This is a genomic window from Rhizobium ruizarguesonis (assembly GCF_012349115.1).
Taxonomy (GTDB): domain Bacteria; phylum Pseudomonadota; class Alphaproteobacteria; order Rhizobiales; family Rhizobiaceae; genus Rhizobium; species Rhizobium ruizarguesonis.
In genome coordinates, this window is record NZ_PQIG01000024.1 from 61,233 (window position 1) to 75,885 (window position 14,653).

13 protein-coding genes and 3 pseudogenes are annotated in these 14,653 nt (G+C 59.7%); 5 read left to right on the top strand and 11 right to left on the bottom strand.

Annotated elements, in window-relative coordinates; translation table 11 throughout:
* Positions 1–52 precede the first annotated feature (52 nt).
* Positions 53–508 (top strand): Rrf2 family transcriptional regulator, encoded by a 456-nt coding sequence (locus C3Y91_RS03780; RefSeq protein ID WP_029872157.1) that lies wholly within the window; start codon positions 53–55, stop codon positions 506–508.
* Positions 509–515: 7 nt separating this feature from the next.
* Here the strand turns inward: C3Y91_RS03780 and C3Y91_RS03785 are convergent.
* Positions 516–635 (bottom strand): annotated as a pseudogene (locus C3Y91_RS03785) (class I SAM-dependent methyltransferase); the annotation flags it as partial.
* Between the two features lie 350 nt (positions 636–985).
* Here C3Y91_RS03785 and C3Y91_RS03790 point away from each other — a divergent pair.
* On the top strand, positions 986–2,776 hold the full coding sequence (locus C3Y91_RS03790; protein WP_130726120.1) for an ABC transporter ATP-binding protein: 1,791 nt from the start codon (positions 986–988) through the stop codon (positions 2,774–2,776).
* A 98-nt stretch (positions 2,777–2,874) separates the two neighbouring features.
* Here the strand turns inward: C3Y91_RS03790 and C3Y91_RS03795 are convergent, their stop codons facing one another.
* On the bottom strand, positions 2,875–3,354 hold the full coding sequence (locus C3Y91_RS03795; protein ID WP_164582430.1) for a class I SAM-dependent methyltransferase: 480 nt from the start codon (positions 3,352–3,354) through the stop codon (positions 2,875–2,877).
* Between the two features lie 225 nt (positions 3,355–3,579).
* Between C3Y91_RS03795 and C3Y91_RS03800 the strand changes: the two genes are divergently transcribed.
* The gene (locus C3Y91_RS03800) at positions 3,580–4,755 is read left to right on the top strand and encodes a DUF3095 domain-containing protein (protein ID WP_018071523.1); all 1,176 of its coding nucleotides are present in this window, start codon (positions 3,580–3,582) and stop codon (positions 4,753–4,755) included.
* Positions 4,756–4,849: 94 nt separating this feature from the next.
* Here C3Y91_RS03800 and C3Y91_RS03805 read toward each other — a convergent pair.
* The 6 genes and pseudogenes from C3Y91_RS03805 to C3Y91_RS03830 form a co-directional block, all read right to left on the bottom strand.
* A pseudogene (locus C3Y91_RS03805) lies at positions 4,850–5,116 on the bottom strand (Tn3 family transposase); the annotation flags it as partial.
* Between the two features lie 168 nt (positions 5,117–5,284).
* Entirely contained in the window at positions 5,285–6,265 is a 981-nt protein-coding gene (speB, locus tag C3Y91_RS03810) for an agmatinase (RefSeq protein WP_018071525.1), read from the bottom strand.
* 19 nt (positions 6,266–6,284) lie between these two features.
* A complete protein-coding gene (locus C3Y91_RS03815; RefSeq protein ID WP_130657188.1) occupies positions 6,285–7,067 on the bottom strand; it encodes an amino acid ABC transporter ATP-binding protein in 783 nt (260 codons plus the stop codon).
* A 1-nt stretch (position 7,068) separates the two neighbouring features.
* Positions 7,069–7,716 carry an amino acid ABC transporter permease gene (locus C3Y91_RS03820; RefSeq protein ID WP_174826353.1) on the bottom strand — a complete coding sequence of 216 codons (648 nt, stop codon included), beginning with the start codon at positions 7,714–7,716 and terminating at the stop codon, positions 7,069–7,071.
* The gene (locus C3Y91_RS03825) at positions 7,716–8,366 is read right to left on the bottom strand and encodes an amino acid ABC transporter permease (protein WP_027690032.1); all 651 of its coding nucleotides are present in this window, start codon (positions 8,364–8,366) and stop codon (positions 7,716–7,718) included. Before C3Y91_RS03825 ends, C3Y91_RS03820 begins: the two co-directional genes overlap by 1 nt.
* A 9-nt stretch (positions 8,367–8,375) precedes the next feature.
* Complete coding sequence (locus C3Y91_RS03830) at positions 8,376–9,221, bottom strand: transporter substrate-binding domain-containing protein (RefSeq protein WP_075224644.1); 846 nt, start codon at positions 9,219–9,221, stop codon at positions 8,376–8,378.
* 127 nt (positions 9,222–9,348) lie between these two features.
* Here C3Y91_RS03830 and C3Y91_RS03835 point away from each other — a divergent pair, with 127 nt between their 5' ends.
* Positions 9,349–10,290 carry a LysR family transcriptional regulator gene (locus C3Y91_RS03835; RefSeq protein ID WP_018071528.1) on the top strand — a complete coding sequence of 314 codons (942 nt, stop codon included), beginning with the start codon at positions 9,349–9,351 and terminating at the stop codon, positions 10,288–10,290.
* 72 nt (positions 10,291–10,362) lie between these two features.
* Here the strand turns inward: C3Y91_RS03835 and C3Y91_RS37735 are convergent.
* From C3Y91_RS37735 to C3Y91_RS03845, 3 genes and pseudogenes are all read right to left on the bottom strand, one after another.
* Positions 10,363–10,575, bottom strand: a pseudogene (locus C3Y91_RS37735) (hypothetical protein); the annotation flags it as partial.
* Between the two features lie 7 nt (positions 10,576–10,582).
* Positions 10,583–11,245 (bottom strand): GNAT family N-acetyltransferase, encoded by a 663-nt coding sequence (locus tag C3Y91_RS03840; RefSeq protein ID WP_026170864.1) that lies wholly within the window; start codon positions 11,243–11,245, stop codon positions 10,583–10,585.
* A gap of 213 nt (positions 11,246–11,458) precedes the next feature.
* Positions 11,459–12,796, bottom strand: coding sequence for a nucleotide sugar dehydrogenase (locus C3Y91_RS03845; RefSeq protein ID WP_024321671.1), 1,338 nt, complete (start codon positions 12,794–12,796; stop codon positions 11,459–11,461).
* Positions 12,797–13,304: 508 nt separating this feature from the next.
* Between C3Y91_RS03845 and C3Y91_RS03850 the strand changes: the two genes are divergently transcribed.
* Positions 13,305–14,648, top strand: a complete 1,344-nt coding sequence (locus C3Y91_RS03850; RefSeq protein WP_024321672.1) for an adenylate/guanylate cyclase domain-containing protein — start codon at positions 13,305–13,307, stop codon at positions 14,646–14,648.
* The last annotated feature ends 5 nt before the right edge of the window (positions 14,649–14,653 follow it).

Below are 14,653 nucleotides of genomic sequence, written 5' to 3' on the forward strand. Positions count from 1 at the left end.
TTGTTACGATCCGCTTGCGATAATGACCCGTCCGATCGACAGGAAGAGACCCATGCGCAATGACAGCCGCCTTTCACGCATGCTGCACGTGCTGATCCACATGGATAAACACCAGCATTCGGCGACCTCCGACATGATTGCCAAGATGCTGAATACCAATCCGGTCGTCGTCCGCCGCACCATGGCCGGCCTTCGCGAACAGGGCTACGTCCGCTCCGAGAAAGGCCATGGCGGCGGCTGGACGCTGGTGCGCCCCTTGTCTGAGATCACCCTGCTCGACGTCTACCGCGCCATCGGTGAGCCGCATCTCTTCGCCATCGGCCCAGCCGACGATCAGCCGGAATGCCTCGTGGAACAAGCGGTGAACGTCGCCCTCGGCGACGCGATGAAGGAAGCCCAGGCGCTGCTGCTGCGACGGTTGGACAGTGTGACGCTGGACAAAATCGCCGCCGACTTCGAGGCGAAACTGACCGCCCGCCCGGCCACATCCTATTCCTGCGCTTCCTGAGCGGGGATTACGTCCTGCGGTAGAGGAAATACCGGCCCTCCTTGACGTCGGCAGGCGGAGACAGAAGCTCGGAGTGCTCCAGCGGCAGACCACAGACGGCGATGCCGATACGGGCGAGCACGCCGGCCGAACCGTCACCTCGCAAGCGCACAAGGTGTGTCGTTTCCGCATCACTTTCTGTAAGGTTGCAAATATCCGCTTGGCAATGGCGAATTGCTTCGGTACAAAACGCTCACCGCTTTAGTTCAAACATAAGGGAGGCGTTGCATGCCAGCAATCATCGAAACCTTCCCGTGCGGAATGTCCCGACACTAGGTCATTTCCATTCGCGGCCCGCCTCAAGCGCGCCCGACATGCGGTTTTCCCCTAATTCATAGCCCGATTGATCTGACGGGATCATTTCGTCTCCCGCCTGGGCTGTGCCATCCAACTCTCGATTTTGAGGACCGGCCGCCGACACGGCGCCGAGCGATTAAAATGACTCGCAAGAAGCTCGATTTCCGCGCCGATGCCTATCGCCATGTGCTCGGCTTTGTTTTCCATCATTGGCGCCATCGGCCCGTATTGGTGGGCATTATTATTGTGCTGGTCATTGCCAGCACGCTGGCCGAAGTCATGGTGCCGGTTTTTTCCGGCCAGATCGTCGATGCCATTGCCGGCAGCAATGCGGCTGACCGGGCGCTGCGCGCCTTCGTCATCGTCGTGGCTCTGGGCCTGACCAGCGTGGCACTGCGCTGGTTCATCTTCAACGGCATCATCCGGCTGACGCTGCGCACCATGGCGGATGTGACGAATAACGGCTTCCACAAGGTGCAGCGGTTTTCGACCGACTGGCACGCCAACAGCTTTGCCGGTTCGACGGTGCGCAAGATCACCCGCGGCATGTGGGCACTCGACCAGCTCAACGACCTGTTGCTGGTCGCGCTTTTGCCGTCCATCGTCATGCTGGTCGGCGCCAGTATCGTGCTCGGCAGTTACTGGCCGATCATGGGCCTGATCGTGGCTGCGGGGTCGCTGATCTATATCGGCGTGACCGTGGCGCTTTCCATGGGCTTCGTGTCGCCGGCGGCACGGCTTGCCAATGCCTGGGACACCAAGCTGGGTGGCGCACTGGCGGATGCCATCAGCTGCAATTCGGTGGTCAAGGCCTTCGGCGCTGAAAGCCGCGAAGAGACGCGACTGGGCCAGGTGCTGGCCAAATGGGACAGCCGCACGCGTCGGACATGGAAGCGCGGCACATTGAGCGGCACGATCCAGGGCTTCCTGATGGTTTCGATGCAGGCAGGTATTCTGGGAACGGGCCTGGTGATGTGGCGGCAGGGGCTGGCGACGCCTGGCGACATCACCTTCGTGCTGGCCATGTTCTTCGTTCTGCAAGGCTATCTGCGCAATGTCGGCCAGGACATCCGCAATCTGCAGCGTGCCGTCAACGACATGGAAGAACTGGTGCTGCTCGACAAGATGCCGCTCGGCATCGAGGACAAGCCCAACGCCAAGCCGATCAATATCGGCGAGGGCGAGATCGTCTTCGATCGCATCACCTTCCAGTATGGCGCGCATCCCACCCCGCTTTATGACGACTTTTCGGTCACCATCAAGCCGGGTGAGCGCGTCGGCCTGGTGGGACATTCGGGCTCTGGCAAGACGACCTTCGTCAAGCTCATCCAGCGCCTCTATGACGTCAACTCGGGGGCGATCCGCATCGACGGGCAGGATATCGCAGGGGTCAAGCAATCAAGCCTGCGCGGCCAGATCGCCATCGTGCAGCAGGAGCCCATTCTGTTCCACCGTACGCTGGCGGAAAACATCGCCTATTCCAGGCCGAACGCCTCGCGCCGCGAGATCGAGCAGGCGGCAAAACAGGCGAGTGCCCACGACTTCATCATGGACCTTCCCAAGGGCTATGAGACGATGGTGGGGGAACGCGGCGTCAAGCTGTCGGGCGGCGAGCGGCAGCGTGTCGCCATAGCCCGTGCCTTCCTGGCGGCCGCGCCGGTGCTGATCCTGGACGAAGCGACATCGAGCCTCGACAGCGAGAGCGAAGTGCAGATCCAGCAGGCCATGGAACGTCTGATGAACGGCCGCACGACGCTGGTGATCGCCCACCGGCTGTCCACGGTGCGAGCGCTGGACCGGCTGCTGGTCTTCGACAAGGGAAATATCGTCGAAGAAGGCGACCACCAGGCGCTGATCCGGCTCAACAACGGTATCTATCGCCGGCTGTTCGAACGGCAGGCGCTGGAACTGACCAAGGGTCTGGTGGCGTGAAGCGAAACACGACAGCGCCGCGCCTCTTTTCGAGAGCCGCGGCTCTGTAGCACTTTGAATGGCTGCATAATTTTATGCAGTGGGGCCGATGCTATCCTCTACGTGCGCCGGTAGAGGAAATAACGGCCTTCCTTGATGCCGTCCGGCAGCGGCAGCGCCACCAGCTCGGGATGCTCCAGCGGCAGCCCGCTGACGGCGAAGCCGTTATGGGCGAGCACGCCGGCCACCAGCTGCGGCAGCCAGGTCAGCGTCACCGCATCGATCTCGTCGTGGCCGGTGCCGATATCGGCATGGGCAAGGGCCGCGCCAATGCCGACGAAGGCCTGACCGGACTCGCGGATATTGCCGGTCACCATGTCTTCTGCCTCCGGTGTCGAGGCCGAATAGGAGCGCACTTCCCAATCGAAGGCGACGATGCGCCGGCCTGGAAAATTCTCGCGCAGGTGATCATAGGTGCGGCCGTTACCGAGGCCGAACTCCAGCACCGGGCCTTCAATTTCTCCCACCAGATCGATGATCGAGTTCAGAATGTCGCGTTGAGCCGTCAACCGGCGAATGAAGCTGTCGAGGCGGCTCATCTAATCCGTATCCGTCATGAAATCGTTAGCGGTCCTGGAGCAATTCCAGCAAAAAGTGCGGCAGCGGTTTTGCGTTCGGAATTGCATAAAAACAAAAAGATAGGGCGTTTCCGTGCGTCCCGGAAACCAGGAAAGGCTCTAACACATGAAACCTTGCCAAGTCGATTGCCGTAAATGGGAATTGGCGTTGCAGTGGCAACATGGGTCTGTGCTAAGCTCGATGACATGAAAACCGTGACCGACGAAGATTTCTTTGCCGAAGTGCCGCTCTTCAGCGAATTCGAGGGCGTGACCGACGCGGCCAACTACCGGCCGTTGCCGGACGGATGGGTGCTGGCGCTCGCCGACATCGTCGGCTCGACGCAGGCGATCGGCGCCGGCCGTTACAAGGACGTCAACATGGCGGGCGCCAGCGTCATCTCAGCGGTGCTGAATGCCGTCGGCAAGGGCGACTATCCCTTCGTCTTCGGCGGCGACGGCGCGCTGATCGCGCTTCCGGGTTCGCTGGAGGCGGCGGCACGCGACGCCCTTGCCGCCGCGCAGGTCTGGGTCGAGGAAGATCTGAACCTGGTGCTGCGCGTCGCCATCGTGCCGGTCGCCGACACCCGCGCCGAGGGCCTCGACGTCCGTGTCGCGCGTTACTCCGCAAGCCCCAACGTCACCTATGCGATGTTCTGGGGCGGCGGCACCAGCTGGGCCGAAAGACAGATGAAGCTCGGCCGTTACGGCATTGCCCGCGCGCCGGCTGGAACCCGCCCCGATCTGACCGGTCTCTCCTGCCGCTGGAGCCCGATCGATGCGAGAAACGGCGAGATCGTCTCGATTATCGCCGTGCCCGGCGAAGGTCGGCCAGGCCGGGAATTTCAAGAGCTCGTCGGCGGCATCGTCGCCATCACCACCGAGCAGAACAGGGACAGCCATCCGGTACCGGCCGATGGTCCGGACCTTGCCTTCTCGCTGCATGGCATCAATCGCGAGGCCAAAGCCACCGCGCCACCCAGCCGGCGGTTGTGGCAGAAGCTCTTCATCTTCCTGCAGCTCGGCATCACGGTTGCGTGCTACAGGCTCGGCATTCCGCTCGGCCGCTTCGATGCACGCCGCTACAAGCGCGACGTCGCCGACAATTCCGATTTCCGCAAGTTCGATGACGGGCTGAAGATGACGATCGACGTCGACGCCGAACACCTGAAGCGCATCGAGACCCTGCTGCAACAGGCACAGGCCAAGGGTGTGGCTCGCTACGGCCTGCATCGACAATCCTCAGCGCTGATGACCTGCTTCGTGCCGACGCCGATCGCGCGCGATCACATCCATTTCATCGATGGCGCCGCCGGCGGTTATGCGGTGGCCGCCAGCCAGATCACCGGCAAGTCGCTTTCAACAGCACCGAGCACGATTTAACACTATGACCGGACAATCTTCGGACGTCGCAATCACCTGCACTGCGCAAGAGGGCCCATGAACATTAAAGGGGCACAGATATACGGTAGCCGGATCAAAGACCGAACGAGATTGCGCGGAAGCCCTTTTCTTCGACAGCGGGTTTGTCTTCCCAAAGGTAGTCGCCGGTCAGGCTCACGTGCTCCCATGTGAGCGGGGACAGACTGGAAAGCAGATGCTCGGGGACGGCTTCTCCAGCGTTTCGCACGGCATCGACGACGCGGCCGGTATAAATCGTATTCCAGTGAATGATGGCGGTGACGACCAGGTTGAGGGCCGATGCCCGGATCGATAGGTTCTCCTGGCTACGATCGCGGAAACGCTCTGCGAGCGTCACATTTGAATGTAATTTTTGGGTGTACCCAAAAGTGACGTGGACAAAACGTTGTCGTAAGAATCACACGCTTCAGGCGGACTCTTACGACACGAATTTGAGCGCGATTCCAACTCGCGATATTTCAAGTGAAAAGCCAGGCTATCTGCGAAAGCATCATTCAACGCGAGAATTCCTTCCATTTGCTGAGACATTTACCGCGAATATCCGACCTATCGTATTGAGCAGAAGCTGTGCAGCCAGAATAGCTGTTGTTCCGGTGTGGTCGTAATCGGGCGCGACCTCGACAAGATCGACACCGACAATGGTGCCTCGCTTTGCAAGACCGGCAATCAGTTCCAGGACCTCATAATAGATGAAGCCTCCATGGCTGGGTGTGCCGGTGCCAGGTGCAATCGATGGATCGAAGCCGTCGATGTCGATTGAGAGGTAATAGCGTTTGCCTGCTGGAATACGCTCGAGAACCGCATCTACGCCAAGTTTGCGGATCTGGCGCACGGACAGGATGTCCGACCGCTGGGCGCGGGCGTGGTCGTAACCTTCCTTGGCGGTGGATGACACATTGCGGATGCCGAGCTGCGTCATGCCGGTCACCCAAGGCTTTTCCGAAGCACGACGCATCGGGCTGCCATGGCCGAAGCGTACGCCGTGGCGCTCATCGACGAAATCGAGATGCGCATCGAACTGCACGAGATGGACAGGTTCCTGATCGCCGAAGGCGTTGATGCAGGGGATGTTGATGGAATGATCGCCGCCGAGCACGACTGGAAGCGCACCTGCCGAAAGGATCTTGCGAACGCCGATTTCAATATTGGCATGGCTCGATGCGGTGTCGGTGTGAATGATATCGGCATCGCCGATATCGACGATCCTTACACCTTCTAGATACGTCACGTCGTCCTCGTGATCGTAGGCACCGGCGTGGCCGAAGGCAAACAGCGTAGACGCCTCGCGTATGCTCCTTGGCCCGAAACGGGCGCCGGATCGCCACTGCGTACCGAAATCGAACGGTGCGCCGAGGATCGCGACATCGGCGTCGATCTGGTCCCAGTTCTCGACATAGGGGCTCTTGGCAAAGGTGGAAATGCCGACGAAGGGCAGGTTAAGCCGGCCTTTATCGTATCCGTGAGCAGCCATGATCGTTCCTTTCAAGCTATCAAAATGCGCGTTCGCGCCAGGTCTGGAGAAATTGAGAAAGACGTTCGCTTTTCGGGGTGGCGAAAAGCATTTGCGGCGGGCCCTCCTCGACAATGCGGCCGCTATCCATGAAGACGACGCGGCTGGCCGCATGGGCGGCAAAACCCATCTCGTGGGTGACGATGACCATGGTCATTCCCTCTGTCGCGAGTGTCTTCATGACAGAAAGCACTTCGCCCACCAGTTCCGGGTCGAGCGCCGAGGTGGGTTCGTCGAAAAGCATCGCCCTCGGCCGGACTGCCAGCGCCCGGGCAATGGCCACGCGCTGCTTTTGCCCCCCGGAAAGGCTTTCGGGACGGCGATCCGCGAAGGTGGAAAGCCCGACCTTCTCCAGCATCGCCCGCCCTGTTTCCTCTGCCTGCTTTCGAGGCACACCATGCACCAGCCGAAGTGCCAGGGTCACATTGTTGAGCACGCTCATGTGCGGCCAGAGGTGGAAGTGCTGGAACACCATGCCAAGGGGCCTGCGTGTTTCCGCCAGTTGCCTCACACCGGCCCGTTCCCGTCCGAGTGGCGTTTCCCGCCAGCCGATCAGCTTTCCAAAAACCTGCACATCGCCGCCGTCGTAAGGATCGAGAAAAGCAATAGAGCGCAACAGCGTGCTCTTGCCAGAACCAGATGGGCCGATGATGCAGGTAACATCGCCAGCATGAATATCGAGGTCGATGCCGGTCAGCACCTTCTTGTCGCCGAAATGCTTCTGAAGTCCGCGCACCGAGATTGCAGCTTTACTTGCGGTCATATCAGGAGCCTTTCACCGTAAAGCGTCGCTCTGCATAGAAACCGAGACGCGCGATAGTTTCGACGAGCGCCCAGTAGAGGAGGGCGATGGTAAGATAAGGGGTGACGACAGCGAAGGTGATGGAGCTGATCGTACCTGCGACCTTTGTCAGTTCACCAAGCGTGATGACTGAAAGCACGGCAGATTCCTTGACCAGATTGATTGTCTGCCCGACGCTGGCGGGAAGCGTGACCCGCAATGCCTGGGGCAGTTCGATATTGAGAAAGCGCTGGCCCGGTGTCAGGCCAAGCATTTCGGCGGCCTCCCGTTCACCCTTCGGTATCGCACTGAAGCCGGCACGAAAGATTTCCGCAAACGGTCCGGCTCCATAAAGCCCGAGACCGACGATGCCGGCGACATGGGGGCTCAGCAGCAAACCGAACTGCGGGCCTCCGTAATAGAGGAGGAACAACACCAGCGCGAGAGGTGCGCCACGCGAAAATTCGATGTAACCGCGGGCCGGAATCGCAATGAGCCGAAGGCGACTGCGCAATGCAAGTGCAAGAAAAATGCCGCCGACTACGGAAATGAAGATGCCCAGCAGCGAAACACCAATCGTAGTGGCAAGGCCCGCCGCGTATAATGGAATATCGTTGACAAAATCCGACATTATTGTTTCGCCTCCCGTGATAGGTGGCGCTCCAACAAAAGGCCAATACACGCAAGAACTGCGCCGATGATCACGTAAAGTAACAAAGCCGAGGTATAGGCTTCCAGTGGACGAAATGTCGATGCGGCGACCTGCTGCGCCCGACGGGTGATGTCGGTGACGGCGATCACCGATACCAGCGAGGAGTTTTTCACCAGAGCCTGCATTTCCCCGATCAGGGCCGGCAGCATCAGACGTATCGCTTGGGGCGCTTCGATCCTGAAAAACGTCTGGCTTGCGGACAGACCGAGCATGCTGGCAGCCTCGATCTCACCCTTCGGGACTGCCAGCAGTCCGGCGCGGTAGATCTCGGACTGGAAGGCTGCGGTGTTCAATGCGAGCGCCAGTGTTGCGGCTAGCGTTGGTTGCAACTCCAGCCCGAAAAATGGCAGCAGATAGAAGACGATCAACAATTGGACGAGGATGGGCGTCCCCCGCCAAAAGGAGAGATAAAGTCCCGCCAGACGGGTTGTAACCCTGCCGCCGCGTGAAGCTGCGGCAAGGAGAATGGCCAGCGGCGCACCGAGAAGCAGCGCTGAAAAGCTGACTATGACTGTGGTGGCGAAGCCATCGAAAAGAGCTGGCCAGACACCTGCGAGTCCTCTGTCCATGACTGGATCTTACTCGCTAACTGCCAGCTTTTCCGGCAGTTCCATCGTCGCGCCGAACCACTTCTTCTGTAGCTCGCCCAGTTTGCCGGATGTGTTCAGCTTGACCAGTTCGGCGTCCATCAGCGCATTCAGCGAGGCGCTTTGGGCATCGTTACGGCCAGCCCATGAGAAATAGGTTTTTGCACCAAAGGTCGGCAGCACCACCTCGAATACATCGGGACGCTGACGTGCTGCTTCGAGCAGGTTTGGCAGCGAGTTGATGACAGCTTTGATGCGACCGGTCCCAAGGTCTGCATAGGCTTCGGAAAAGTCGGTGTAGGTGGAAATCGTGGCGTCGCCTTTGCCACCTGCCTTCAGTTCGCCCGCGAATTTTTCAAGCGCGGCAAGCTGGGCCGAACCTGCCTGTGAACCGACCGGTTTGCCGGCAATGTCTTCCGGCTTGGCAATGTCGGTATCACCCTTGCGCTTCAGCACAGCCATTGTGGCATCGGCGATCGGTGCGGACAGATGATAAGCCTTCATGCGTTCCGGCGTGACCGTGACGGAGGTCACGACATAATCGAACCGACTGGCGGCTAGACCCGGGAGGATGCCCTGCCAAGGCAGGTCGAGCCGCTTCAGTTCGACACCGGGCAGAGCCTTCATGATCTCTGCCATGATATCTGCGGAATAGCCGACAATCTTGCTGTCCTCGACAAATTCGAACGGCGCGAAGCGCGCTTCGGTAGCGACAGTGAAGACCTTATCCGTTTTGATTTTTTCGAGTAGCTCGGCGGCCGAAGCGACGGGTGCGGCCAACGCGATGGCAAATGCGGCGCAGATCAGAAGGCTTTTCGAATTCCGAATGACTTTCATAGTCCTGTTCCCCTGTTTTTCCGGGACCGTTTCGTGGTCTCCGAAGACAAGGAAGCATGGACAATGCTACAGAAAAATAGGAAATATGTGGAGTTTACATCAAGATTATTAATGTAAGGATGCGCGGATGCTGCTCGCCCAATCCGACCTCAGGTCATTGACCGTGTTTCGGGCGGTCGTTGACCATAAGAGTTTTCTCGGTGCACAGATCGCGCTGGGCCTTAGTCAGTCGGCGGTCAGTTTCCACATCAAGGCGCTGGAAGATCGTCTGGGTTTCAAGCTCTGCCAGCGTGGCCGCTCGGGTTTTGAACTGACGGACCGTGGTGCTATCGTGCATGAGCGTTCAAAAGGGCTTTTTCTGGCACTCAATGCCTTCGAGAGCGACATCGGTGCACTCAAAAACCGCATTACCGGCACTCTAAGGCTCGGCCTCGTTGATAATACCATTACCGACAGCGACCTACCTATCCACCGGGTGATCGCCCGTATCAGCGAACGGGCGCCCGAAGCGCGCGTTGAACTGGCAATAGACACTCCGGACGCGCTTCTTTCGGAAATTGCCAATGGCGGTCTGGACATAGCATTGCTACCGGAAACGCAACCCTATCAGGGTCTGAAGCTCTCGCGGTTCCGGGAAGAAATCCATTCGCTTTACTGTGCCCAAGGGCACCCCCTCTTCCGGCAGGCGGAAGCCGAATTGACGATCGAACACGTCGAGACTTTCGATTTCGTTGTGCGGCCCTACGCCAACATGCGTGAATTGCAGTTTTTCCCAAAAGCACGTGCGCGGGCCATTGCCTCCAACATGGAGGCGCAAGCAATGTTCGTGATGTCTGGACACTATCTTGGATACTTGCCGGACCACTATGCCCGCGGCTGGGTGCAGAAAGGGCGTTTCAGGCAGCTTATGCCGGAGGAAACCCGTATTCATTCCACCTTCGTCATCGCGACGCGGTCTACCGAGAAACCGTCGACCATCCTTGACTTTTTCATCCGTGAACTGGCGGGCATTGCTTCGGAGGCGGTACACATGGGACATTCTTTCGCCCCAGGAAATGCGACAAGCTAGCACCGTCGTCTAATAGCGAGATTTGCAAGCGCCTTTTGGGTGCAGGAGGTTGTTTGCCGGGAGCATGGTCGTCTACGCGGTCGACATAGGTCGCCGCATTATGGTGCTTCGCGGGTCAGTCCTTCCAATGTGTGTCTCGCACGCTCCGAGCAAACTCGTGGTGCCGGTAGGCGCGTCGGCCGCATAGGTGAATGTGCCGAATTTCTGCACGTCTTCAGCGGCCCGCATCAGCCCGCCACATGCGGCGCGCGCCATTGAGCCGCCCACGCTGATGCGGCGAACTCCGTGACACTCACAGATCGAACGCCAGCTTGTTCAATTGCTGTCCAGAGCTGTCGAAGTTGTCAGATTGCAACCAGCGCTCATAACCGGCGCGAAGACGCGGCCATTCCCTGTCGGTGATGGAATACCATGCGGTATCGCGATTGAGGCCCTTGACGACCATGTGCTGTCGGAAAATGCCCTCGAAGCAGAATCCGAAGCGCTCGGCTGCTCGCTTGGAAGGAACGTTGCCGTTGTCTAACTTCCACTCGAAGCGGCGGTATCCAAGGCAGAACACATAGTCAGCGAAAAGAAACAGTGCTTCCGTTGCGGTCCGCGTCCGTGTGATCGCCGGTCCCCACAGGATATTGCCGACCTCGATTACGCCGTGGACCGTATCCACGCGCATTAAAGCCTGGCGGCCTTCAGCACGGCCGGTCGCCTTGTCGATGACCGCAAAGAATAGAGGGTCCGCGCTGGCTTCCGCCCTCTCGGCCCAGACCCGCAGACCGCTGAAATCGGAAGGGGCATCGTCAAAAAGATACTTGAATCGATCTTGCGCGCCGGGTGCAGCCGCCGCCTCGAACAAAGTCTGTGCATGCCGATCCGCGCTCAGTGGCTCTAGCCGCGCGTAAGACCCTTCCAGTATTTTTCGCTCCGCTTTGGGAGCACCTTTCCAATTGCTGAGTTCCATGAAGACACCATCCAGAATCTGACGGAACAATGCCGTCGTTGAGTATGTAGCCCTGTAATTGCATATATATGGCTGGTTGTTCCCATCCATTTTGACAGCTGCGAGCAGGCCAATTGGATGGGAATCGATTGCGAGCTTAGTGGGGTGGATAAACCCCTCAGGCCGGAACAGCGAGGCGCTGCCGAATAGCAGACTTATGCAGTGACGTTTCTGTCACGCCTTGATGACGTGTTCGGCCGCAAGCCCGAGCCGGTTGAAGACGTTGCGCGTGTCGATAATCAGCGCCGCACTTTTCGACAGCGCCGCATAATCCACCCTGTCGTGATCGGTCGCCACCAGCACCGCATCGTAGCCGGCAATGGTATCAGGCGTCAGCGGCACCGATTTGCGGCCCTTCAGCGCCTGGTATTCGCGCGTCGGCGGGATCTCGGCGACGAAGGGATCATGGTAATCTGCGTGTCCGCCACGCTCCTCGATGATCTCGATCAGCCGCAGCGACGGGCTTTCGCGAATATCGGCGACGTTCTTCTTGTAGGCGAGCCCGAGCACAAGCACCCTGCTGCGGCTCAGCGCCTTGCCGGCGCGGATATCGAGCGCTTCGGCGAGCTTGCCGACGACATAACGCGGCATGGCCGAATTGATCTCGCCGGCAAGCTCGATGAAGCGGGTCGGCAGCTCGTATTCGCGCGATTTCCAGGTGAGGTAGAAGGGATCGATCGGGATGCAATGGCCGCCGAGGCCGGGGCCGGGATAGAAGGGCATGTAGCCGAAGGGCTTGGTCTTGGCCGCGTCGATCACTTCCCAGACGTCGATGCCCATCGCCGCATAGACGGTCTTCAGCTCGTTGACGAGGGCGATGTTGACCGAGCGGAAGATGTTTTCGGTAAGCTTCACGGCTTCAGCCGTCGCATTCGAAGAGACCGGAACGACAGATGATACCGCCGCACCATAGAAGGCCTTCATCAGCGCCAGCGCCTCAGACCCGTCGCCGGCGACGACCTTCGGGATGGTGGCGGTATGATAGTGCTGGTTGCCGGGATCCTCGCGCTCCGGCGAAAAGCCGACGAAGAAGTCCGAGCCGGATTTCAGCCCGGTGCCTTCGAGAATGACCTTCACCACGTCATCGGTCGTGCCGGGATAGGTGGTCGATTCCAGCACGACGAGCTGACCGGGGCGCAAATGCGCGGCGATCGAGCGCGACGTCGCCTCGACGAAGGAAAGATCGGGATCGCGATGCTTGGTGAGCGGCGTCGGCACGCAGATGATGATGACGTCACACTCGTCGAGACCGGCGAAATCGGTCGTCGCCTTGAAGCGGCCCGCATCGATCTCGGCAGACAGCGCCTCGTCGCTCACCGCGTCGATATAGGAGCGGCGGGCATCGAGAGCCACCATCTTGCCCGGATCGATGTCGAAGCCGGTGACCGCAAAGCCGCTGCGCGCCACCGCCATCGCCAGCGGCAGGCCGACATAGCCGAGGCCGATGATGCCGGCACGGGCCGCGCGGGTTTCGATCTTCTGCAAAAGCGTATCGAAGGTGGAGGTGGCCAAGGCGGGATCTTTCAAACGGGGAAGAGAAGGCTGATCTAATGCATGATCCAGCCAAATTAAACCCGGGCGCCGATCTTCCTCGTCTTTCCGGCGGCACGGCCGTCCGGTTTGCTCTAATGGCTGCCCTCAGCCTAACCTTCTCGCCGATCTCCTGGGCCGGGATATCGCGTGGCATTGACGTCCAAATCCCTTAACCGGGTGTGGCGGAAATGACTCAGGCCGCGCCCTTTGATGCAACTTGGGCGCACAAAAAATTGAAGCTCCCATTGTTTCGCATTTGCAGCATCCCTATTTTGACTTTTGATAATGAACCACCGCGAAAGGACAACCCGTCCGATCCCCCGACATGGGGAGCTGAGGGGCGCCGCTGCCGGGCTTTCGGCAGATCCGTTGACACAATAATACCGCTCGTACATCCTGTTTTCCTTGTGACCTGCGCATGAAAATGTGCCGGCCGGGGGACTTTTGGCTCTTGGGGATGGCGTGCCTTATGAGGATCATACCGAGAATGAGCACGATCGAATCCAGCGTGTCCTCCATCCTGTTGGACCGGGTCGCTGAATGGCTGACGAACTCTTCGCTGGCCGGAGACGAGCTTGAAAACATCGTGCGCGGTTTCTGCGAAAGGCTCACTGCTGCGGGCCTGCCACTTGCGCGCGTGCATCTTTCCTTCTCGATGCTGCACCCGCTCTACGATGCGCTGAGCTTCACCTGGCGGCGCGCCAGCGGCGTCACCATCGAGGGCTTCCGCATGCCTGCCGGGCAAAAGCCGGACCGCTTCCTGCAGAGCCCTTATTATTACCTGCTCGACAACAATCTGCAGCATATCCGCCGCCGGCTGTTACAGGATGGGCCGAACGAATTTCCGATTTTCGAGGACCTGCGCAAGGACAGCATCACCGACTATCTGGCCTTCGTGCAGCCCTTCGGCGACGGCTCGGTGCAGGGCATGATGGGTTCCTGGTCGACGGACCATAATACCGGCTTTTCCGACGACATGATCGATGCGCTGCTGAGGATGCAGAACCATCTGGCGGTCGCCGCCAAGATGGCGGTGCTCGGCAAGCTCGCCAACAACATGCTGACCACCTATCTCGGCGGCGACGCCGGCAAGCGGGTGCTGAACGGCCAGATCCGCCGTGGCGACGGTGAGACGATCCGGGCGGCGCTGGTCATGGGCGACATGCGCGAATCCACCATGTATGCCGAAAAGGAAGGCCGGCAGGCCTATATCGACACGCTGAACCAGTTCTTCGACGCGATCGCCGCCCCCTTCAACCGCAATGGCGGCGAGATCCTGAGTTTCCTCGGCGATGGTTTCCTCGCCGTCTATCCGTGCGGACGCCACAAGGACCCATCGAAAATTGCCTGCGAGGCGGCACTTTCGGCCGTGCATCAGGCGCAGGCGCGGGTCGCCGAGCTCAACAGGGACCGCGAGCAGAAGGGCCTGACCAGGGTCGGCTACGGCATCGGCCTGCATGTCGGCAACGTGATGTTCGGCAATGTCGGTCTCAAGGACCGCCTGACCTTCTCCGCCTTCGGCTCGGCGGTCAACGAGGTCCAACGTTTGCAGATCCTTACCAAGAAATACGGCCGCGAGGTCGTCGCCAGCCAGGCCTTCGCCGGTTACTGCGGCGGCGAATGGACGACGCTCGGCGAGGAGAAGCTGCGCGGCATCCGCCAGAAGGTGACCGTGCTGCAGCCGCGTGCGCCGGCACCCGCAATCAACGTCGACGAAAGCTTCCGCGAGGCCGTGCAGAACGGACTTTCAGAAGCCGAGCAGGTCATTCTCCTGCATCGTGACGCCAAGAAACAGGTGAAGCGCACCAGCATGGAGAAATTCATCCAGTAACAGCT